A 21,794-nucleotide genomic window follows, 5' to 3' on the forward strand; every position below is an offset into this window, starting at 1 on the left:
GAATGGACTTCTCCGACCTTTCGAGACGCCAGATGTTAACCGCTAGGCAACCAGGATTTCATTTCACTCCTAGTTATTTTTTGCCTGTGTGTTGATTGTCGTTGGTGTTTCACACCCTCTCAGATTTCAAGGAGCATCAATAAGCATGGATTGGCGTAGCCGCGCGGCGTGTCTGGAAAAGGACCCGGAACTGTTTTTCCCAGTGGGAAACACCGGTCCGGCCCTGTTGCAGATCGAAGAGGCCAAGAGCGTCTGCCGTCGATGTGAAGTAACCGAAACCTGCCTGCAGTGGGCTATTGAGTCCGGCCAGGATGCAGGCGTCTGGGGTGGCATGAGCGAAGATGAGCGTCGTGCCTTGAAGCGTCGTGCAGCACGAGCTCGCCGCGCTTCCTAATTAAGCTGCGCTCGAGGTAATTCTCGCAACCCGAGACGCTATACGAAATCCGCCAGAGGTAAACACCACTGGCGGATTTCGAGTTTAAGCGACAAATTGTCAGCTCAGCTAGGTACATTAAAAGTAGTATTCATGTTCGAAAGGATCCGTTAGTGACTCTGGCCCGCTTCGCGTGCACCGTTCAGGCAGGTGCGACCGCAAAATGAGCCCGGCCCTGACCGACCCCAACGTGGGCAAGACGCTGGATGGTCGATACCGACTGGACCATCTGCTTGCCCTGGGTGGCATGTCACGCATCTACCGCAGCATGGACAAGCGCCTGCATCGAGCGGTTGTCGTGAAGATCCTGAACGACAACTTCGCCAGCGAGCATACAGTGCGTGAGCGATTCGAATCCGAAGCTGTCATCGCTGCGAATATCACTCATCCGAATGTGGTCTCCATCCGTGATCACAACGTGAGCGATAATCTGGTGTACCTCGTGATGGAGTATGTTCGAGGACGAAACCTCGAACAGGTCATTGAAGAACGCGGCCGCTTTACTCCGCGTCAGGCGCTCAGCGTCCTTGAACAAATTTGCCACGGTCTCAGCGCCGCGCACAGCGAGGGAATCATCCACCGGGATATGAAACCGGCAAATGTGCTGCTCTCCGATACCGGCGAAGTGAAAGTTACCGACTTCGGCTTGGCCCGTGCTGCCAGCGCCCATACCCAGTCAGCCACGCTCGTCGCAACGCTGTCCCATGTCTCCCCCGAACTAGTTTCAGGGGCACCAGCCGATTCGCGCAGCGACATCTACGCACTGGGCATCATGATCTACCAGATGCTGACTGGACAAGCACCGTATACCGAGACCAATGCCGCTGCATTAATGAAGCATCATCTGGACTCCCCCATGCCCATGCCCTCGGACTTGGTTCGGGGATTGGCCGAAGATCTCGATGAGTTGGTTCGATGGTGCACCGAGAAGGATCCAGAGAAGCGCCCGCAGGATGCTTCGCTGCTGCTGGAGGAGATCATCCAGATCCGCTCAACGCTCAACGATGCGCAACTGGACCTGGGCGCCGAGGACCTCGGCGGGATTGAAGATCTCACCCCGCAAACTATGGCGCAGATGCCCACTACGCTGCAACAGCGTCTTGATGCGATGCAACGCGAGCGCGAAGATGAGCGTGAACAGCTATGGCTGAAGCGGAATACTGCTCAGCACGAGGCCAGCTACGTTATCGATGATGCCCCCGCCGATCCTGACCAGACAACCGTCATTGCCGCGGTTGACGCCACCGAAGTCCTGGATCTTCGCGATGCGCAAGCCACACTGGCCCAGCCTCGTCCCACTGATCTTGCCGCTGATTCTGGCATAGCCGCAACGTCGGTGTACACTCGCGGCCGCGAGCTGGAACCGGCCCACGAGAATGACCCCGATTCCGAAGCACCGCTGTCGGTACGTGGCCAAAAGCGTGCGCAGAAACAGGCTGCAAGAAAGTGGCGCAAGGAAGCACAGGTACCCACCCACCGGTTGCGTCAGCCTCGCTCGGGTACGCAGAAGTTCGTCATCACCGTGATGTGGATCCTCATCGTGGCTCTGGTCGCAGGTGCCGGATGGTTCTTCGGCCGCGGCCCCGGAACCGTCATCCGCATCCCGTCATTGACCGGCATGCTTCAATCGCAGGCAGTCGCGCAAATGGATGGCCAAGGTGTTCCAGTTCGGGTAGGCACGACCTACAACGATGAGATTGCCATCGGCAGGGTGGTCGACTCGCAGCCGGGGACCGGCGAGAACATCATGAAGTTCCAGGGAATCGATCTGATCGTTTCGCAAGGCCCTCAGCTTTTTGCAGTTCCGGATTTCACCGGGAAAACCCTGGATCAGGCCACCAAGTTGCTCGATGAAATCGGTTTCGAAGATGTCCAGGAATCCGAGGCCTACTCGGAATCGGTGACGAAGGGCGAGATTATCAGTTCCTCCCCTGCCGCCGGCAAGAAATTACCGCGGAAGAACATCATCACCCTCACTGTTTCCAAGGGACATGCTCCGGTTCCTGTTCCTGCGGTCATTGGTCTTGGCAAGGATGCGGCCAAGGAAAAGCTTGAGTCCATGGGCTTGAAGCTGGAAACCGGTGAATCCGTCCATTCCACGACGATCGAAAAAGGCCTAGTCGCAGTCCAGGACCCGGCCCAGGGCACGGTAGCGTACGGCAGCACCGTGACAGTGAATCTCTCGGAAGGACCAGAATACGTCCAGATCCCATCCGTGCTCGGCATGGGCGTCGAGGAAGCAATCTCTGCACTGGAAGCCGCCGGCTTTTCCGTGAGGACGCACAATGTCTTTGGCGGTTTCAGCCAGACCGTTCGCATGCAGTCTCCATTGCACCAGCAAGCCGTGCGCGGCAGCGAGATCAGCATCTACGCCTTCTGAGGCCTGTTCCGTTCCCCAGGCATAAAAATAATCCGGTTCCCGCTGTCGGGAACCGGATTATTCTCTAGCTGCTAGCGGTTTCGGCTGCGGCTCTGCAGTGCCGAGGAGACCAGGAAGGCCATCTCCAGGGACTGGCGGTGGTTCAGGCGCGGGTCGCACAGCGACTCGTACAGCGAGTCGAAGTCTTCCTCGCGGATCGGATCCGCTCCGCCGAGGCACTCAGCCACATCGTCGCCGGTCATCTCCACATGCAGGCCGCCTGGGAAGGTGCCCAGCGCGTCGTGCACTTCGAAGAAGCCGCGGACTTCGTCCATGACATCTTCGAAGTTGCGGGTCTTGTAGCCGTTCTGGCTGGTGACCGTGTTGCCGTGCATTGGGTCCGTAACCCACAGCACCTGGGCGCCGGAGGCCGTGACCTTCTCGATCAGGTTTGGCAACTTCTCGCGGATGTTCTTCGCACCCATGCGGGTGATGAAGGTCAGGCGTCCTGGTTCGCGGTTCGGATCGAGCTTTTCGATCAGCGCGAGAACGTCTTCCGGATCCGAGTTCGGGCCCAGCTTCACGCCGATTGGGTTGCGCACGCGCGAGAGGAAGTCCACATGTGCGTGGTCCAGCTGACGGGTTCGTTCACCGATCCACAGGAAGTGGCCGGAGGTGTCGTACGGCAAGCCGGTCCGCGAATCGGTACGCGTCAACGCACGCTCGTAGTCCAGCAGCAGTGCTTCATGGGAGGCGAAGAACTCGGTGCGCTTGAGCGCCTCGAAGTCTGCACCGCAGGCATCCATGAAGCGGATAGCCGAGTCGATCTCGCCGGCCAGCTGCTCGTAGGCAGAGTGCGCCGGGTTGGCCATGAATCCGCTGTTCCACGAGTGCACGCTGCGCAGGTCTGCGAAGCCGCCCTGGGTGAACGCCCGGATCAGGTTCAGCGTGGCCGATGAGGTGTTGTAGGCCTGCACCATGCGCTTCGGATCGTGGGCACGGGAATCGGGTGTGAAGTCGAAGCCGTTGACGATGTCGCCGCGGAATGCCGGCAAAGTAACACCATCTCGGGTTTCGTCATTCGAGGAGCGCGGCTTGGCGAACTGGCCAGCCATGCGTCCCATCTTGATTACCGGCATCGATGCGCCATAGGTCAGCACCACAGCCATCTGCAAGATGGTGCGAACTCGCGAGGAGATCTTGTCGGCGGTTGCATCGGCAAAGGTTTCGGCGCAGTCGCCGCCCTGCAGCAAGAAGGCCTTGCCCTGGGCTGCTGCGGCCAAGCGTTCGCGCAGTACGTCGACTTCGCCGGCAAATACCAGTGGCGGACGCGAACCCAATTCGTTGATGGAGGACTGATAGTCCTTGTGCTCACGCCAAGTCGGCTGCTGGGCAATTGGCAATTCACGCCACAAATCTAGTTGCGGATCGGTGGCGGGGCCGGCTACGGAGGAGCCTGGCAATGGGGTTCGGTTTTCTTCGCTCACCTTGCCCATTCTACGTGGCATCAGCTCAAAGGACCGCGACGAATGTAACAAGTCGCCGTAACACTGCGCATAGCGGTCTGCTACTTCTTTGGTTTGCGTGGAGCATAGATGTCGACGTAGCTCTGACCTGACAGGACATTGATTGCCTTGCGGATTTCGTCGGCGCAAGCGCGAAGCGTTTCAGGATTCGCGGACCTGCCGTTCAGGTGCTCGAAGGTCAGCGGCTTGCCGATCTTGATCCCGATCCGGCCTGGATGCGGCAGGCTTTGGCCGATGGGCTGGACCTTGTCGGTGCCAATCATTGCAATTGGTATCACCGGGGCACCGGTTTCCAGGGCGAGCTTTGCGACGCCGAGCTTGGCCCGGTACAACCGTCCATCCGGTGAACGGGTGCCTTCCGGATAGATGCCCAGCACCTGGCCCTGCGCCAGTGCGTTCTTGGCACTGGCCAGCGAAGCAGCCGATTTCTGCCCGCCTGAACGGTCCATGGGCAGCTGGTTGATATTGCGGAAGAACCACGCGGTGATCCGGCCCTTGATGCCCTTGCCGTTGAAGTACTCGTCCTTAGCCAGGAAGATCACGGTACGATCCAGCGCCGCTGGGAGGAACACCGAGTCGCTCACCGACAGGTGGTTGGAAGCCAAGATCGCCGCACCGGTTTCAGGCACATTGCCGATGCCCTGGATCTTGACGCGGAAGAAAATTCGTATTAGCGGCCGGACAGCGAAACGCTTGAGGAAGTCGTACAGCACAGCGGGAAAATTCCTTCTTCTAGTTGACCAGCTACGCGGGAAGAGAAACCGCGACCTTACTGGTCGAAGCGCACTCCGCACCCTTCAATTGTGCACTACGCTCGAAGGTGAAGGCAGAAATCCGGAGGGTTCACGATGAAACTTGATGCAGGCAATACTCCGCTGGACGAGCGCAAACGTCCATGTGCAGTACTTTTGATCCACGGTTTTACCGGCTCCGCTGTTTCCCTGCAGCCATGGGCGGATTCCTTGGAGCAGGCCGGATTCGACACGGACATTCCCCTTTTGCCCGGGCACGGAACGCAATGGCAGGACATGGTCGGTCGAGGTTATGGCCAGTGGATCCACGCTACCGAAGCCGCTTTTGACAGGCTCGCGCGCACGCACGAGCAGGTATTCGCCGCTGGCCTTTCCATGGGCGGCGCCCTGGCCCTGCATCTGGCGACCCGTCGCAATGTAGCCGGTGTTTCGCTGGTCAATCCGGGCCTGGTCGTGGACTCCCCCTTGGCCCCCTATACTCCTTGGCTCAAGCATGTAGTGCGCAGCGTTGCCCCAATCAGCAATGACATCGCCAAGCGCGGCGTCGATGAAGGAGCTTACCCGCGCACCCCGGTAGCAGCCGTAGCCGAACTCCGTTCGCTCTTTGCCCAGACCCGCCGGCGCTTGGAGCTGGTGAACGCCCCGGTGCAGCTCTTCCGTTCCACCGTCGACAACGTAGTCTCAGAGCAGTCGGTGCGCGAGCTGGTCGAGGGCCTGAACTCGGGCACCCTGGCCGAGCACCACATGCTCTTGCACTCCAAGCACGTAGCCACCCTGGACTACGATGCGGAGCAGATTTTCCACGAATCCGCTCGCTTCTTCGCGCAGCTGGCCGCCACGGAACGGAAGCGCAAGGAGGAGCGCGCATGAATCCGGAAGATGCCCATCCTTCAAACCAGAATGATCCGCAGTGGGATGAGCTAGTCGAGAATTTCCGCCAGCTTGATGCCTCGGCACCCCGCGAACCCAGCGCCGACGAGCGCGCGGCGAAACTGGAGAAGCTCTTCAACACCGGGCCTGCCGCGGTTCGCGGACCGCGCGACTATGTTGCTGAGCAGACGCCGGAAGAGTTCGTTCCAGAAGAACCCGCCGCGCTGGGTTCGGGTGATCCGATGCTGAACCTCGCCTGGGTTGGCGCCGCTGGCGGTCCGCTTGGGTTGCTGCTGTGCGTGGTGTTTTTCCGCTCAGCTCCGGTGTTCATCTATTTCGGGCTGGCACTCGCCGCCCTGCTCGGAATCGCCTACTTGCTCAAACGTCTTCCCACTGACCGCGATCCGGGAGATGATGGGGCTCAAGTATAGAAAACGGCTTTGAGTACACCACACGGTAGGTTACTCTATAGTAATAAATATGTGATGCGGATTACCCGCTATTGCTAATGGGGTCACACAGAGTTTCAGGAGTTGAAGACCAGATGCGCGAATACAGCTCGCCAATTCGCATTCATTCGCCACAGCAGTCGAATATTACAGATCTGCTATTACGCCACGCGAATTCAGCGGCCAACCCGGCATTGTTCTCAAAGCCGGGGACCGACGGAACGTGGAATGATGTCACGGCATCGCAGTTCGCTGCCGACGCCCGGGCCATTGCGAAGGGGTTCATCGCCAATGGCATCGAAGCTGGCGACCGCATCGCGCTGATGGCCAAGACCCGCTACGAGTGGACGCTGGTTGACTTCGCCATCTGGTTCGCCGGCTGCGTCACCGTCCCCGTCTATGAAACGTCCTCCCCTAGCCAGGTTGCCTGGATCGTTTCCGATTCCGGTGCCAAGGCCGTCGTCGTTGAGGCCGCCGCCCAGGAAGCCGTGGTGCGCCGCGCCGCCCATCAGGAACAGCTCGACGGACTGGATCACGTCTGGCAGTTCGAAGGCGGGCTGGAACAGCTCTCCGAAGATGGCCGGAACGTCGATGACCAGTTGCTCGAAGCCCGCCGTTCGGGCGCAGCATTGGATGACATCGCCACGATCATCTACACCTCGGGCACCACCGGCCGCCCCAAGGGCTGCGAGCTGACCCACGGCAACTTCGTGGAGCTGGCGGAGAACGCCGTGGCTACCTTGCCCGGCGCCGTTTACCCGGGCGCATCGACCATCATGTTCCTGCCGCTGGCTCACGTTTTCGCCCGCTTCATCTCGGTAGTCAACATTGCCGCTGGTTGCCGCACCGGGCACACCCCCGATGTCAAGCACCTGCTCGAGGACCTCCAGTCCTTCAAGCCGAACTTCATCCTCGCTGTGCCCCGCGTCTTCGAGAAGGTCTACAACTCGGCCATGCTCAAGGCCGAGGATAGCGGCAAGGGCAAGATCTTCCACACCGGCGTTGACGTTGCAGTGGCATACTCCCGCGCCAAGCAGGAGGGCAAGGTTCCGCTGGTGCTGAACCTGAAGCACAAGCTCTTCGACGCCCTGCTCTACCAGAAACTGCGCACCGCGATGGGTGGCAACATCCGCCATGCGGTCTCCGGCGGAGGTCCGCTGGGCGAGCGCCTGGGCCACTTCTTCAACGGCATCGGGGTGACCATTCTGGAAGGCTACGGCCTGACTGAAACCACCGCGCCGATCACGGTGAACACCCTGGACCGGATCAAGATCGGCACCGTAGGCAAGCCGCTGCCGGGCAACGCCGTGCGCATCGCCGCGGACGGAGAGATCCTCACCAAGGGCATTTGCGTGATGCGCGGCTACCGCAACCGTCCAGAGCTGCAGGATGAGACGTTCACCGATGGCTGGTTCCGCACCGGGGATATCGGCGAACTCGACGCCGACGGATTCCTGAGGATCACCGGGCGCAAGAAGGAAATCATCGTCACCGCTAGCGGCAAGAACGTGGTTCCTGCACTGCTTGAGGACCAGATCCGCGCCGACGCGCTGGTTTCCCAGTGCGTGGTCATCGGCGAGGGCCGCTCGTTCATTGCGGCCCTGGTGACCTTGGATCCAGAAGCCCTGCCGGGTTGGCTGGCCCGTCACCAGATGGACCAGAACCTGTCGCTGGACGAGCTATCGACCCATCCAAAGGTGCTCGAAACCGTGCAGGCGGTCATCGACAAGGCCAACACCTCGGTATCCAAGGCCGAGGCGATCAAGTCCTTCCGCGTTGTGCCTGCTGACTTCACCGAGGAAACCGGTCATTTGACTCCCTCGATGAAGATCAAGCGTGCAGTAGTGCTCAAGGACTACGAGGCCGTGATCGAAGGCATCTACTCGGCGCCCAAGCCGACAGCATAGTCCAGCACTGCATTAGCCAGCTCCCACGATTCGCGAGCTGAAGCGGCCCAAGGCAACTTGAGGCCGCTTTGCTGTGTTCGGGCATAGTAGCTGCGCGGCAATACCACGCGGCTGAATGCCGGGGTGGCGTGATTCTGGTGCTCGTGGCCAAGCACCGCGTAGATCAGGTTCCCAGCCAGGTCCTTGCGGCCATTGGCCAGCAGCCATTCGACCAATTCCATGAGCCGGTCTTCCGAGTCGGCACTGGTATCGCCCACAACCACCAACACGTTGGTGCCGGTGAATTTCCCGTCCATCACCGATTGCACGCGCTGCGGTCCGGCCGTGGCCACCTGGGCCTTGCAATCCAATTCGCCGAATTGCTCGGCCAAGTGCTCTGCGATTTCGCAGAACGGAAGATGCGTGTCGAGGGTGAAGACCAGTACCGTGATCGGCTGGCCCTTGGATCCCAGCTCGGCAACCTGCTGCCTCAGCCGGGCGGGCACAGCCCCGGGCGTCATCTTGCTTGGGCGCATCACAGCTCCTTCTGCTTTGTGGTTAGCACGATTAGTTGGCAGAGCGCAGGGGCCCGCAACCTTGGTCACGAGCCCCCTGTGCTCTGGGTACTGCGGATGCTACTTGGGTTCGATCACCAGCAGCAGATCGCCACCCTGTACCTGGCTGGTGCCATTCAGGGTTACCTGGCTGACCACGCCGCCCGCGTTGGCGGTGATGCCCGCTTCCATCTTCATTGCCTCGATGGTGGCCACGGACTGGCCGGCCTCGATCAGGTCGCCGACCTTGACGTTCACAGTCACCGCTCCCGCGAAGGGTGCAGCGACGTGGCCGTTGTTGTTCGGATCGGCCTTCGGCGCGGACTTCACGGTGGATTCTACCGATTCGTCGCGGACCTTGAGCTGGCGGGACTGGCCGTTGAGGTTGACCACGACGGTGCGCAGGCCCTTCTCGTCGGCTTCCGATACCGATACCAGCCTGACCAGAAGGCGAACACCGGTACCCAGCGAAATGACATGCTCGAAGCCTGGAACCAGGCCGTAGAGGTAGTCGCGGGTGTGCAGGACGGACAAATCGCCGTAGTTCTCCACCGACTTCTCGAAGTCACGGGTTGGGCCAGCGAAGAGCAACCGGTTCAGGGTACCGCGAATCGTGTCCGAATCCGCCTGCAGCGCTGCCAGGTCCTCTGCCGAGAGGTCCTCGACATGGGCCTTGACATTGCGTCCCTGCAACGCCTTGGTGCGGAACGGTTCCGGCCAGCCGCCTGGAGGGTTGCCCAGCTCGCCCGAGAGGAACTGGATGACCGAATCCGGGATGTCGTAGTTCTGCGGGTTCGCTTCGAAGTCCGCGGCTGGGACTCCGGAACCCACCAGCTGCAAGGCCAGGTCGCCGACGACCTTGGACGATGGAGTCACCTTGACCACATTGCCGAGCATATCGTTGACCGAGGCGTACATCGACTCGATGGCTTCGAAACGCTCGCCCAGGCCCAAGGCAATGGCCTGCTGGCGCAGGTTCGAAAGCTGGCCGCCCGGAATCTCGTGCTGGTAGACACGGCCGGTTGGCGCTGGCAGTCCGGATTCGAAGGGCTTGTACATGGCGCGCACTGCTTCCCAGTACGGTTCCAGCGACGCCACGGCATCCAGTGACAGGCCGGGATCATGCTCGGTGAATTCCAGCGCTGCGACCAGTGCAGAGGCCGATGGCTGCGAGGTGGTGCCCGCCATGGCCGCGCTGGCCACGTCCACGGCGTCCACACCGGCGTCGATGGCAGCCATCAACGTCGCCAGCTGCCCGCCGGAGGTGTCGTGGGTGTGCAGGTGCACCGGCAGATCGAAGCGTTCGCGCAGGGCCTTGACCAGCTTGGTTGCTGCCGCTGGGCGCAGCAGGCCGGCCATGTCCTTGATTGCAAGGATATGCGCGCCAGCGTCGACGATCTGCTGTGCCAGCTCCAGGTAGTAGTCCAGCGTGTACAGCTTCTCGTTGGCATCCAGCAGGTTGCCGGTGTAGCACAGGGCCACTTCGGCGACAGCGGTGCCGGTGTCGCGTACCGCCTTGATGGCCGGAGCCATCTGCGAAACATCGTTCAGCGCATCGAAGATGCGGAAGATGTCGATGCCGGCGGACGCGGCTTCCTTCACGAAAGCGTCGGTGACCTCGGTTGGGTATGGAGTGTAGCCCACGGTGTTGCGGCCGCGCAGCAGCATCTGCAACGGGATGTTCGGCAGCTCCGCACGCAGCAGCTCCAGGCGCTTCCAGGGATCTTCGCCCAGGAATCGCAGGGACACATCGTAGGTGGCACCGCCCCAGACTTCCATGGAGAACAGCTGCGGGACGTTGTGCGCGTAGGCCGGTGCTGCCGCGAGCAGGTCGCGGGTGCGGACGCGGGTGGCCAGCAGCGACTGGTGCGCATCGCGGAAGGTGGTATCGGTGATGCCCACCGCCTTCGACTCGCGCAGGGCCTTGGCGAATCCTTCCGGACCGAGATCCAGCAGCTTCTGGCGCCAGCCATCGGCCGGCACGGCGGACTTGGAGGGGCCATCGAATGGCGAACGCTCTGGCTCGTCGGTCTTGTCACCCGGGAAAGCAGGAAGCTTCTTGCGCGGGTCGATTCCCTCGACACGGCTGCCATTTGGCTGGTTCACCGTGACATGGGCCAGGAAGTTCAGCGCCTTGGTACCGCGGTCCTGGGATTCATTGCCGGTGAGCAGATCCGGGCGGGAGTCGATGAAGTCGGTAGCGACATCACCGGCCAGGAACTGCGGATCACTGAGCACATTCTGGATGAACGGGATGTTGGTGGCCACACCGCGCACGCGGAACTCGGCCAGCGCACGGCGGGCGCGAGCCACAGCCGTCTGGTAGTCACGGCCACGGCAAGTGAGCTTGACCAGCATCGAGTCGAAGTGCGGGGACACCTCGGCGCCGGTGTAGATCGTGCCGCCATCCAGGCGGACACCCGAGCCGCCGGCGGAGCGGTAGACGGTAATGGTTCCAACATCCGGACGGAAGCCATTGGCTGGATCTTCGGTGGTGATGCGGGACTGCAAGGCCCAGCCACGCACCTGGATGGTGTCCTGGCTGATTTCCAGATCCTTCAGCGACTCGCCAGCAGCGATGCGCATCTGCGCCTGCACCAGGTCGATGTCGGTAACCTCTTCGGTCACCGTGTGCTCAACCTGGATGCGCGGGTTCATTTCAATGAATACGTGCTGCCCGGCGCGGTCGCCCACGGTATCAACGAGGAATTCGACGGTGCCTGCGTTCTGGTAGCCCAGGGTCTGCGCGAACTTCACGGCGTCCCGGAACAGCGCCTGGCGAATCGATTCGTCCAGGTTCGGCGCTGGAGCGATTTCGACAACCTTCTGGTGGCGGCGCTGCAGCGAGCAGTCGCGCTCATGCAAGTGGACAATGTTGCCCTGCTCGTCGGCGAGGATCTGCACCTCGATGTGGCGCGGACGCAGCACTGCTTGTTCCAGGAAAACGGTGGGGTCCCCGAAGGCGGTGCCGGCTTCGCGCATTGCCGCGCCCATCAGCTCCGGCAGGTCTTCGCGCTTGTCGACACGGCGCATGCCGCGACCGCCGCCGCCGGCTACAGCCTTGACGAAGATCGGGAAGCCGATGCGATCGGCCTCGGCAATCAGGTAATCAACATCATCGCTCGGCTCGGAGGATTCCAGTACCGGAATGCCTGCCTCGCGAGCGGCCTTCAGCGCCGCTACCTTATTGCCGGCCAGTTCAAGCACGTCCGCCTTTGGACCGATGAACTTGATGCCTGCTGCTTCGGCAGCTCGTGCGAGGTCAGGATTTTCCGAGAGGAAGCCATAGCCCGGGTAGATTGCATCCGCGCCGGCTTCTTTGGCAACGCGGATAATCTCGTCGATATCCAGGTAGGCGCGGACCGGATGGCCCTCTTCGCCGATCTGGTAGGCCTCTGCGGCCTTCTGGCGGTGGATCGAATTGCGATCCTCATGTGGGTAGACAGCAACGGTCTTTGCGCCCAGCTCGTAGCCGGCGCGGAAAGCGCGAATCGCAATCTCACCGCGGTTGGCGACCAAGATCTTTTCAAACATAGTGTCCCTACATCGAATCTGTACACGCTGGTTCAACGGCACAATCAGGACTGTTCCCCTCAGGTGCAGGCCCGCCATCCCAGCGTGTCGGGTCTCGAAAAGCAGCTAGCATTTGCCACTTCTGTGAAACACACTACACGGGGATTCTCCAGAACGTCCAAACATTTCGCCTTGTGGTCAGACCACACGAAATAATTGGATCTTTGAAGTTTTAATCACTAACTTGTGCCTAATGGCAAAAACTGACGTTGCAAAGTCGGAGAAACACGGCTCGGCACACTATGATGATGAGAGACTAAAAATTCGGTGGGACGTTTAAACTAACGAACAGTGAAAGGCGTGGTCTGGTCCGTGCACGTAGTGAGCATCAGCAGCCTCAAGGGTGGCGTAGGAAAAACCTCCGTGACACTCGGATTGGCTTCAGCAGCACTTGCCGCCGGCATTCCGACTCTCGTCATTGACCTGGATCCCCATGCGGATGCCAGCACTGGCCTTGGAGTCCGGGCTAATGGGAAGCAGCCAATTGGGCAAATGCTCAAGAACGCTCGCCGCGCCCGCCTGCAAGACCAGGTTGTCGCCAGCGCTTGGCAGTCCAAGGCAGCAGAGAAGAAATCCCGTACCCGCATTCCAGTGCTCGATGTTGCCGTTGGCGACGCTTTCACCGGCATCTACGATCGACCAGATCTGCGGACCCGCGACCTGCGCCGCCTCTCCCAGCTTCTGAGCCGCACCAGCGGTTACCAGTTGGTTCTCATCGACTGCCCGCCATCGCTGAACGGCTTGACCCGCATGGCATGGAGCGCTTCGGATCAGCTCGTGCTAGTGTCAGAACCCAGCTTGTTCTCCGTGGCCGGCACCGAGCGCACCCAGCGCGCATTGGAACTCTTCCGCCGTGAATTCGCTCCTTCCCTGGGACCGGTACGCGTTGTCGCCAACCGCGTCCGCAAGGACTCTGCGGAGCATACCTTCCGTTTGGGCGAAATGCGCCAGATGTTCGGCGACTCCATGGTCAAGCCCGAGATTCCCGAACACCCGGAATGGCAGCAGATCCAAGGTGCCGCGTACTCGGTGCACCAGTGGCCTTCCAAAGCTACCGCTCCGATGCTGGCGCAGTTCGACGCGTTGCTCAAGGAAGTCATGTCCGCAGCAGGCCCGAACAACACCTAGGCCCGGATACGGATAGCAGCTTAAGCAATTGACCGGATCTTCCTTGAAGGAAGATCCGGTCAATTGCTTAAGCTGTTGAATTATCTGCCGGCCCTAGCCGACGTTGCGCGCCGCCTTGGCAGCCCGACGGGCAGCCAATTCATCTTCTGGCAGGGTCTGCTGCACCGAGCTCTCTGAAGGCAGCTGGGCAAGGGAACCTTCCACCTCGCGCCAAACACGTCCTACGGCGATGCCGAATACGCCCTGGCCCTTCTGGACAAGGTCAATGACCTCATCGGCGCTGGTGCATTCGTAGACCGAAGCTCCATCGCTCATCAACGTGATCTGGGCAAGGTCCTCAACACCGCGTTCACGCAGGTGCAAAACGGCCGAACGGATCTGCTGCAGGGATACTCCGGTGTCCAGCAGCCGCTTGACAACCTTGAGCACGAGGATATCCCGGAATGAATAAAGGCGGTGGCTGCCGGATCCCTTGGCCCCGCGCACTGCCGGCTCTACCAGGCCAGTACGTGCCCAGTAGTCGAGTTGGCGGTAGGTAATGCCGGCTGCCTTGCACACAATTGGACCGCGGTAGCCGGCATGTTCATCCAGCTCAGGCAGGTCATCGGTGAAGAGCAATCCTTGGGTGCTGGATTGCTTGTTGCCACCGTCGACCCCATAGTGAGGCCCAGTCTGGCGAGACTCCATCCAATTGCTCCTTGCGTGTCAGCACGTTCCTAAACGAGTATCCAGGGACCGAATGAGAACCGCGCAGATGCGAGTGATGACCATCAAAAAACAGCTCTTTATAAATGTCCCTATGCAAAGACGGTACGGCGATATCGACTAATGGTCAAAGACCTTCAAGCTTAACTTTAAGGCGTGTCGCGCAGGCTTGGGGAATTACCCAATTCAAGGCCAATATTCCACTGAAACCAAACGCGCGATATCTACGAAGAAAAATCTTCTGGATCAATATTGTCCAAGAATTCACGGAATTCGCGCAACTGCTCTTCGGGTGCTTCTTCGCCGCCAGTCTCATTCTCGATGGCCACGCCAGCTTCTTCCAGGACGTGCTCGGCGCACATGATCGGGCACTGGGCGCGCACGGCAAGGGCGACGGCATCCGAGGAACGGGAATCTACGCGTTTGCCGTTGGAAAGAACAAGCTCCGCGACGAACACGGCATTGTTCACCGAGACTATTTCGATCCGCTCAAGCTTCACGCCCATGCTTTCAATGACACTGAGCAGCAGATCATGGGTCATCGGCCGAGGCGGAGTGAGTCCTTGTTCAGACATTGCGATGGCCGAGGCTTCGGGCGCACCTATCCACAGCGGAAGGTAGAGATTACGCTCAGGGTATTTGAGCAGCAACAGCGGCTGATTCGCCGGCAGTTGAATACGGATTCCGGCAAACTCCAGTTCCAGCATGCTAGCCCCTTAGAGTTGTTGTTGCCTGTTCGAATTCAGCCTAGCGATCCAGTTGGGAAATAGCACGTTGCACCAGGGCCTCGTGAATTTCCAGGCACTGGCGCGAGATTTCCTGGGCCTCTTCCGCAGCGCGGGCACGAGCGGAGACTTCAGGCTTCTTCAGTTCGTTGCCGACAATCGATTCAATCAGCGAGAACTCGCGATCAGCTGCGGTACGGAACTGCCGCAGGTGGCGAGGTTCAACGCCATGGCCCGCCAGCTGAACGGCCGATTTGGTGACCTTGATGCTGCTGGCGTCGAACAGGCCAGCAACCGGTTCGATCAAGCCGAACTTTATCAATTCGCCAACGAGCTCCTCGCTGGCACCGGTCAGCCCCTGCAGTTCAGCCAAGGACACCGAACGGGTCTTGCGCTCCACGGCCTCAGCCATGTCATCGTTGACCGCCTGTGGCGCCACCGGGGCTCCCCCAGGCAATGCTGCTGGGGCTTCACCGCGATCCACCGAGTCGAGATGGTCCTTGATGACCTTCAACGGCAGGTACTGGTCGCGCTGAACCGAAAGGATGAAACGCAAGCGGCTCACATCCGACGCGGAGTACTTTCGATATCCAGCGGAGGTGCGTTGCGGGATGATCAGTCCCTTGTCTTCCAGGAAGCGGATCTTGGACGCAGTGACACGGGGGAACTCATCCTTGAGTTCCGAGAGCACCTCGCCGATATTCAGCGCGGCCTGCCGGACGGTCCCGAGGCGTTGAGCCTCGAGACGTGGGCTGCGGGCTGCGTCAAAGATCGTCAAAGGGTCTACACCTCGGATGTATGGATATGTCGGCGTGCCAGACGCCGGCGGACAAAACCTCGAACTCTACTAGTTTAAAGGTTCGGAACGCTTTGGTAGAAATTCAGGCGGAATTTGCCGATCTGAACCTGAACACCAGTGCTCAACGGGATCTCGTCGATACGGTCGCCGTTGATGTAGGTACCATTCAGCGATCCGATGTCGCTGAGCGTGAACCGCGCGTCCGTTCGGGAGAACTTGGCATGCCGACGCGAAACGGTCACATCGTCCAGGAAGATATCCGCGTTTGGATGGCGGCCTGCGATGCTCTCGTCGGTGTCCAGCAAGAAGCGTGCGCCCTTGTTTGGTCCGGAATGGGCAATCAGCAGCGCAGAACCAGCTGGCAGGGCGTTAACTGCGTTTTTCTCATCCTCACTCAGGGTGTAGATGACCGAAGGTTCAGCACCCTTGTGCACCGCAGGAAGAGCGATATTGGTCGTCTCAGAGGCAGACTCGTTGTGCGGGTCAACCGGCCGATGTTCCGACATTATGGGGTCCTCCAGAAAATTCTGTTAACAGTTCGTGCGTGACGACCTTGAGTTCTGTGTTGGCACAGTCAGTAATACCAAACTATTTACAGATTAGCCTACTCACTGCCCAACTGATAACAGAAAAGTACATATTTTCCGCTGCAAGGGATTGCCAGTGTGGCAAGATGCCAAGAGAGACGATGATGCCTTGGCAGCGCCTGCACTTCGATCCTTTCCCACAGATGGAGGCGATGCAAGGAGAAATCAGGAACTTTCAGGTGAATCATGACGAAGATACTTCTCAAACGCGCGTATACCGCGCCCAGCGTCGAGGACGGCTACAGGATCCTGGTTGACAGGCTCTGGCCGCGCGGGAAGAGCAAGGCTGCCCTTCAGCTGGATCACTGGGCCAAGGCCTTGGCACCGAGCACCGGGCTTCGCAAAGGCTGGGATCACGATGCCGACCGCTTTGGCGAATTTGCGCAGCACTATCGCGCCGAGCTAGATCAGAACCCTGCTGTCGATGGCTTCCTGGAAGTACTGGACCAGCATCCCGTGGTCACTTTGGTCTACGGAGCAAAAAATGAGCAGGCTAATCATGCTGTGGTGTTGCGTGACTATCTGCTCGATCAGCTCTCTGGTCCGTAGGCGGCACGAAGCACACGCCGTCGGCACACACCATATCCGAATCGACCACCTGCTGAAGGTCAAAGCTGAATTCCTGGCTCACCGTGGCACCTTTCATCGAAGTCCTGTCCCTTGGTGGTTCAACCGCGTTGCGCCGAAAATTATTCCGCACTTCCACGCGACGCCCTGCGCAGGGAAACCGATGGCACCGCGAGATACTCGCGGTGCCATCGGTGATGTGTGGAGCGAGGGCGCTACCTAGTTCTGCTCCAGCAGGATCGGCTCGAAGAAACGGGCCAGCTCGTTGGCCGCATCCAATGGCAGGATGCTGGCAACATACATATCCGGACGGACGATCACGATCGCGCCATCGCGGGAGATCTGGCGCTCCTCGAAGATGTCCGAGCCGTCTAATGCGGTGTAGACCTTCTCGTAATCCATCAGGCCGAATACGCCGGTGTCCGGACGGAACACCTTCGGCGCGTCATTCACGTTCATCGTGGTGTAGTCCTGCTGGTAGACCACCTTGACATCGAACAGCGCGTCGGCGTCGGCACCCTTCGGCGTGAAGCGAACCAGTGGCGAGCGCTCATTCTCCAGCAGCCAGCTCGACAAAGCGGCAATTTTCTGGGACTGTCCCACCGGCTGCTGATCAGCAAAGACGTAGATGCGGTAGCGGCCGTCGGCACGATGGTGGTGGCCCAGGTGCGTTGGGTTGGTATCGGCCAAGCGCATGACTTCCGAAGAGCGGAAGCGCTTGCCCACAGGGAATCCGGCGGCCAGCTCCTGGTGCTCCTTGCCGGCGACCAGCGCAGATGCCGCGTACTCGGTCATGAAGCCGGCAGGGAATTCGGCAGTGCGTACATAGAACTCGGCAACGCCTTCTTGGCCTTCAAGCTCCTTCGCAGTAGCAGCCATGATGGAGGACCACTTCTTGTCGAAGTCGATCAGGTCCTTGGCGATCACCTTGCGCTCGTCCGAGTAGGTGCGCAGCAGGCTCTCCGGAGCTTGGCCCGAGAGCACGTAGCCGATCTTCCAGGCCAGGTTGAACCCGTCCTGCATGGAGACGTTCATGCCTTGGCCGGCCTTGGCCGAGTGGGTGTGGCAGGCATCGCCGGTAATGAACACGCGCGGCTCGCGGGTACCGATCTCTTCAACCGGCACATCATCGAAGCGGTCAGCCAGCCGGTGGCCTACTTCGTAGACGCTGTGCCACGCGACGTCCTTGACCTCGAGGGTATAGGGATTCAAAATCGCCTTGGCGCGCTCGATGATTTCTTCCAGCGGAGTCTCGCGGACCTTGCCGTTATCCCCTTCCGGAACTTCGCCCAGGTCAACGTAGAGGCGGAAGAGCTGCCCGCCTTCGCGCGGAATCAGCAGGATCGAACCAGCCTTGGAATGGATGGCGCACTTGGTGCGCACATCCGGGAAGTTGGTCAGGCCCAGGGTGTCCATGACGCCCCAAGCGTGATTGGCCTTGTCACCGGAGAGCTTCGCGCCGATCGATCGGCGGACATTGCTTCTGGCCCCATCGGAACCGACCACGTACTTGGCACGCACTACACGCTCAATACCGTCATTGCTCTCGCCGCAGCCGATCAGGGTGACCTTCACCGGGTACTCTTCGCCGTCTTCAACGACCAGTTCCTTGAAGTCCCACCCGTAGTCCGGGACGGTGCGAGCTGGGGAGTTCGCCGCGAAATCAGCGAAATAGTCGATAACGCGCGCCTGGTTGACCACGAGGTGCGGGAATTCGCTGACGCCGGTTGGATCATCGGCGGTGCGGTCGGTGCGGATGATTTGATCCGGGTTCTGCGGATCAGGGTTCCAGAAGGTGGTTTCCTTGATGATGTAGGCCTCGGCGGTGATGCGCTCGGCAAAACCGAAAGCCTGGAACGTCTCCACCGTGCGTGACTGGATCCCGTCGGCCTGGCCGATTTCCAGGCGCCCGGGGCGTCGGTCGATGATGCGTGTGTGCACATCAGGGAACTGGGAAAGCTGGGCGGCGGTGATGATGCCTGCGGGACCGGCACCGACGATCAGCACATCCATGACATCGGGCATCTCCATGGGACGGTTTATGCCCACGCCAGCCGCTGGCTGCACTCGTGGATCTGCTGAAATGTATCCGTTGTGGTGAAACTGCACCGTTTCATCCCCCAATTCCCTGTGATGACCTCAGTCAATAAATATAATGTTCGATATTAGAACTGCATGATCTTTTATCGCACACTAATCATATACAATCTGTGAGCTCAGGCACAAGTTCACGCACGCTGCGCCGGCCACCCTAAGCCGCAGATGGGCAGAAGCCCCGGCGCAATAACCTCGCGCCGGGGCCCATCACTGATGCCAGCTGCTACCGATGCTCCCACTCGGGTCCGGCATACTCCAGCATCTGCTCTTCATTAAGTTGCGAACACCCATAGGCTCCGTGCACCGCGTTGAACTTCCCGCCAATCTCCAAGTCGCGCGAGGACGAGATATCTCCGACCAGCCACGGCTTCCATTTGGTGGCCGACAGATAGGGGCGGATGATGCTGGCCGTGGCAGCGCAATCCGCGGCAAATCGCAGGATCGCCGATGGTTCCCGATCCGCTCCCTCGCGAATGATGGCCAGGACCAGGCAGCACCGGTCTTGCGCGAGGCCCTGGGCCTGGCCCAACTTCACGATTCGCGCACCGAGCTAGTGCCTTATCCGCTGATCGTGCCAGCCCCGAATTCGCCGCATGCCGGTCAGCAGCGCATCAAAATGCGTGATGTCCTGGTCGATCAGGCGGATGAGCAGTTGGGCGATGCCATGGCGCAGTCATTGGCCCATCGGGCCAGCCTGGTCGGCGAATTGCGGGCCTTGGGCGGTGCCGTAGCCCGGGTTCCGGCCCACGCCACCGCCTGGGGGTCGCGGCATCAAGAAGTGCTGGCAGCTACCTGGATCCACCCGTTGGGCATCGCCGAGCAGGACCAGTCGTTCGCTGCCCTGCAGGTTCTGGGCACCGGCGCGTACGGCGCCTACTCTTCGGACGTTCGCCGTTCGGCTGCCGAGCTCGCCTGGCCTGGGCAGACCGGAACCCGGCTGCGTGCCCTGTCCGAGAGAACTGACCCGCAGCACCTGTTTGATGGCGGACTGAACTTGAGAAGCCAGAACTCCAGCGCTACCTGATCAGCTCGACGCGTCCTGCTTCCACCCCGAGCCGATGCACCACCGAATGCTCGCGCATTTTCTGCTGCCAGCGCCGGTCGTGGCTGACCGTGACCACGGCGCCCGGATATTCCGCCAGCGCTGACTCCAGCTGCTCCACCAAGGCCGGTGAGAGATGGTTCGTCGGCTCGTCCAGGAACAGCATCTGCGCTTTGGTGCTGACCGCAATAGCCAGTTCCAGGCGGCGGCGCTGGCCTACCGAAAGCGCCATGGGGTGCCGCAGGAAATCCTGCGGCGAAAACAGGCCCAGCTGGGCCAGGGACGCACCGGCGTCCTGGACATACTGGCCGGTGGCCGCGGCGAAGGCTTCAACCAGGGTGCTGCCAGGAAAAATGCCGACTTCCTGGCGGAGCCAACCGCAGTGCAAGTTGGCAGCGCGCTCGATCTTCCCCTCGGTGCATTCCAGTTCTCCGGCGAGCATTTTGAGCAATGTGGATTTGCCAGCACCATTGGGGCCGGTGACCAGCCAGCGCTCGCCGAGCTTGATGTCGAAGCGTGGCGTGGACAGTTTCGGATCCGAGCCGCGCCGAGCGTTCATCACCTGCAGCAGGGTTTCGCCACCAGCGTGGTCCTGGGTGCTGCCGGGCATCAAGAAGGACAGCTCAGCAGCCGGCTCGGGTGCCCGGTGGGTTTCGAGGTCTTCGATTCGGGATTTTGCCTGGCGGATCTTGGAGGTCGACCCATGGCTGGAATCGCGGGCCCGGAAATTTCCATGCCCGAAACTGGATTTCTCCTGCTTGCGCGGAATGGCACTGACGCGTGAAGCATACTTATCAACCAAGTTCTGTGAACGCTCAAGCTCCTGCACCCAATTTTCGTAGGCGACGCGGATCACGATGCGCTCCTGCTCCTTGGCATGCAGATAACCGTCATAGCCATTGCCGTAATGCGCGATCGACCCGTCGGCGACCTCCACGATGGATCGGGCAAAACGCTTGAGGAACATCCGGTCATGGCTGATCAGCACCAGCGCACCGCGATGCTTGTCCAGGGTGCGCTCCAGCCAGTTCATGGCCGCCTCGTCCAGGTCATTCGTTGGTTCATCGAGCAGGAGCAATTGCGCACCCGAACACAGGACACAGGCCAGCGACAGCCGGGATCGCTGCCCACCGGATAGTTGGAACACAAGGCGCTGGCGATCCAGATCTCCTAGGCCCAGCTGCTCCAAGGCGCTATCCAGGCGCGGAGCCAGCGAATAGCCGTCGGCCGCCTCGTACAGATCGGTAACCTGCTGCAGCTGCTTCATCAAACGTTCGGCGACAGGTTCTGGAGCATCTTCGAGCTTGGCCGAAATGACGCGCATCAAGCCTTCCAGTTCACGGAAGCGCCGATGATAGGAATCGATCACCTGTTGCACGCTCATGTTCGCAGCGAAGCTCGGGTTCTGCGCAGCGTAGGCAACGGCACCGGGCGCGTTCATCTTCCGCTGCCCGTGGTCGGGTTCGAGATTCCCTGCAATCACGCGCATCAGCGTGGATTTTCCCGAACCGTTATCGCCAAGCACTGCGATGCGGTCGGTACCGGAAATTGCAAGGTCGATGCCGGTCAGCACATCCCGTTCGCCGAAACTGACGGCGATATTTTGCAGGGAGCATACGTAGTCCGGTTCGGTTTCGGGCTCATGCTGGGAAGACGGGTGGATATTTTGGGACTGGGTCACGGGAGTTTCCTGCCTAGCACCGGTTCGCCGAGTAATCAGGGCCGGTGCGGTGCTGGTGGTT

The 21,794-nt window shown here is 60.4% G+C and carries 19 protein-coding genes; 8 read left to right on the forward strand and 11 right to left on the reverse strand.

The features are described from left to right. Nucleotides 1-145: 145 nt before the first annotated feature. Complete coding sequence (locus tag ACNPN0_RS07450) at nt 146-394, forward strand: WhiB family transcriptional regulator (RefSeq protein ID WP_013348560.1); 249 nt, start codon at nt 146-148, stop codon at nt 392-394. 202 nt (nt 395-596) lie between these two features. After that, on the forward strand, nt 597-2,813 hold the full coding sequence (locus ACNPN0_RS07455; protein ID WP_448938283.1) for a protein kinase domain-containing protein: 2,217 nt from the start codon (nt 597-599) through the stop codon (nt 2,811-2,813). A 71-nt stretch (nt 2,814-2,884) separates the two neighbouring features. Here ACNPN0_RS07455 and ACNPN0_RS07460 read toward each other — a convergent pair whose 3' ends face one another. Further along, complete coding sequence (locus ACNPN0_RS07460) at nt 2,885-4,288, reverse strand: class II 3-deoxy-7-phosphoheptulonate synthase (protein WP_105659067.1); 1,404 nt, start codon at nt 4,286-4,288, stop codon at nt 2,885-2,887. A gap of 71 nt (nt 4,289-4,359) precedes the next feature. Then, nucleotides 4,360-5,031, reverse strand: a complete 672-nt coding sequence (locus ACNPN0_RS07465; RefSeq protein ID WP_105659066.1) for a lysophospholipid acyltransferase family protein — start codon at nt 5,029-5,031, stop codon at nt 4,360-4,362. 135 nt (nt 5,032-5,166) lie between these two features. Here ACNPN0_RS07465 and ACNPN0_RS07470 point away from each other — a divergent pair, with 135 nt between their 5' ends. From ACNPN0_RS07470 to ACNPN0_RS07480, 3 genes are all read left to right on the forward strand, one after another. Then, nucleotides 5,167-5,940 carry an alpha/beta fold hydrolase gene (locus tag ACNPN0_RS07470; RefSeq protein ID WP_434693282.1) on the forward strand — a complete coding sequence of 258 codons (774 nt, stop codon included), beginning with the start codon at nt 5,167-5,169 and terminating at the stop codon, nt 5,938-5,940. Further along, on the forward strand, nt 5,937-6,371 hold the full coding sequence (locus ACNPN0_RS07475; protein WP_434693280.1) for a hypothetical protein: 435 nt from the start codon (nt 5,937-5,939) through the stop codon (nt 6,369-6,371). The genes ACNPN0_RS07470 and ACNPN0_RS07475 overlap by 4 nt, the downstream gene beginning before the upstream one ends. A 113-nt stretch (nt 6,372-6,484) precedes the next feature. Further along, entirely contained in the window at nt 6,485-8,296 is a 1,812-nt protein-coding gene (locus ACNPN0_RS07480; RefSeq protein ID WP_448938284.1) for an AMP-dependent synthetase/ligase, read from the forward strand. Here ACNPN0_RS07480 and ACNPN0_RS07485 read toward each other — a convergent pair. Continuing rightward, on the reverse strand, nt 8,269-8,811 hold the full coding sequence (locus tag ACNPN0_RS07485) for a hypothetical protein (protein WP_448938285.1): 543 nt from the start codon (nt 8,809-8,811) through the stop codon (nt 8,269-8,271). The genes ACNPN0_RS07480 and ACNPN0_RS07485 overlap by 28 nt on opposite strands. A gap of 99 nt (nt 8,812-8,910) precedes the next feature. Then, nucleotides 8,911-12,363, reverse strand: a complete 3,453-nt coding sequence (locus ACNPN0_RS07490) for a pyruvate carboxylase (protein WP_448938286.1) — start codon at nt 12,361-12,363, stop codon at nt 8,911-8,913. Between the two features lie 351 nt (nt 12,364-12,714). On the opposite strand from ACNPN0_RS07490, the gene ACNPN0_RS07495 reads away from it, so the two are divergent. Continuing rightward, nucleotides 12,715-13,530, forward strand: a complete 816-nt coding sequence (locus ACNPN0_RS07495; protein ID WP_448938287.1) for a ParA family protein — start codon at nt 12,715-12,717, stop codon at nt 13,528-13,530. A gap of 93 nt (nt 13,531-13,623) precedes the next feature. Here the strand turns inward: ACNPN0_RS07495 and ACNPN0_RS07500 are convergent, their stop codons facing one another. The 4 genes from ACNPN0_RS07500 to ACNPN0_RS07515 all read right to left on the reverse strand — a co-directional run bounded on the left by ACNPN0_RS07500 (nt 13,624) and on the right by ACNPN0_RS07515 (nt 16,265). After that, the gene (locus ACNPN0_RS07500; protein WP_105659060.1) at nt 13,624-14,217 is read right to left on the reverse strand and encodes a MerR family transcriptional regulator; all 594 of its coding nucleotides are present in this window, start codon (nt 14,215-14,217) and stop codon (nt 13,624-13,626) included. 242 nt (nt 14,218-14,459) lie between these two features. After that, on the reverse strand, nt 14,460-14,942 hold the full coding sequence (locus ACNPN0_RS07505) for a bifunctional nuclease domain-containing protein (protein ID WP_434693272.1): 483 nt from the start codon (nt 14,940-14,942) through the stop codon (nt 14,460-14,462). 40 nt (nt 14,943-14,982) lie between these two features. After that, nucleotides 14,983-15,738, reverse strand: coding sequence for a transcriptional regulator FtsR (ftsR, locus tag ACNPN0_RS07510; protein ID WP_448938871.1), 756 nt, complete (start codon nt 15,736-15,738; stop codon nt 14,983-14,985). 74 nt (nt 15,739-15,812) lie between these two features. After that, nucleotides 15,813-16,265 carry an FHA domain-containing protein gene (locus tag ACNPN0_RS07515; RefSeq protein WP_105659058.1) on the reverse strand — a complete coding sequence of 151 codons (453 nt, stop codon included), beginning with the start codon at nt 16,263-16,265 and terminating at the stop codon, nt 15,813-15,815. 267 nt (nt 16,266-16,532) lie between these two features. On the opposite strand from ACNPN0_RS07515, the gene ACNPN0_RS07520 reads away from it, so the two are divergent. Then, the gene (locus ACNPN0_RS07520) at nt 16,533-16,895 is read left to right on the forward strand and encodes a DUF488 domain-containing protein (protein WP_133834491.1); all 363 of its coding nucleotides are present in this window, start codon (nt 16,533-16,535) and stop codon (nt 16,893-16,895) included. A gap of 237 nt (nt 16,896-17,132) precedes the next feature. Here the strand turns inward: ACNPN0_RS07520 and ACNPN0_RS07525 are convergent, their stop codons facing one another. Both ACNPN0_RS07525 and ACNPN0_RS07530 read right to left on the reverse strand, forming a co-directional pair. After that, nucleotides 17,133-19,022 carry an FAD-binding monooxygenase gene (locus ACNPN0_RS07525; RefSeq protein WP_448938288.1) on the reverse strand — a complete coding sequence of 630 codons (1,890 nt, stop codon included), beginning with the start codon at nt 19,020-19,022 and terminating at the stop codon, nt 17,133-17,135. A 211-nt stretch (nt 19,023-19,233) separates the two neighbouring features. Next, on the reverse strand, nt 19,234-19,545 hold the full coding sequence (locus tag ACNPN0_RS07530) for a hypothetical protein (RefSeq protein ID WP_388025394.1): 312 nt from the start codon (nt 19,543-19,545) through the stop codon (nt 19,234-19,236). A gap of 18 nt (nt 19,546-19,563) precedes the next feature. Here ACNPN0_RS07530 and ACNPN0_RS07535 point away from each other — a divergent pair, with 18 nt between their 5' ends. Further along, complete coding sequence (locus ACNPN0_RS07535; RefSeq protein ID WP_388025396.1) at nt 19,564-20,034, forward strand: hypothetical protein; 471 nt, start codon at nt 19,564-19,566, stop codon at nt 20,032-20,034. Here the strand turns inward: ACNPN0_RS07535 and abc-f are convergent. Then, on the reverse strand, nt 20,027-21,733 hold the full coding sequence (gene abc-f, locus ACNPN0_RS07540; protein ID WP_448938289.1) for a ribosomal protection-like ABC-F family protein: 1,707 nt from the start codon (nt 21,731-21,733) through the stop codon (nt 20,027-20,029). The two genes, ACNPN0_RS07535 and abc-f, sit on opposite strands and share 8 nt — an antisense overlap. Nucleotides 21,734-21,794 lie beyond the last annotated feature (61 nt).

The sequence above is a fragment of the Glutamicibacter sp. AGC84 genome, from assembly GCF_053543575.1.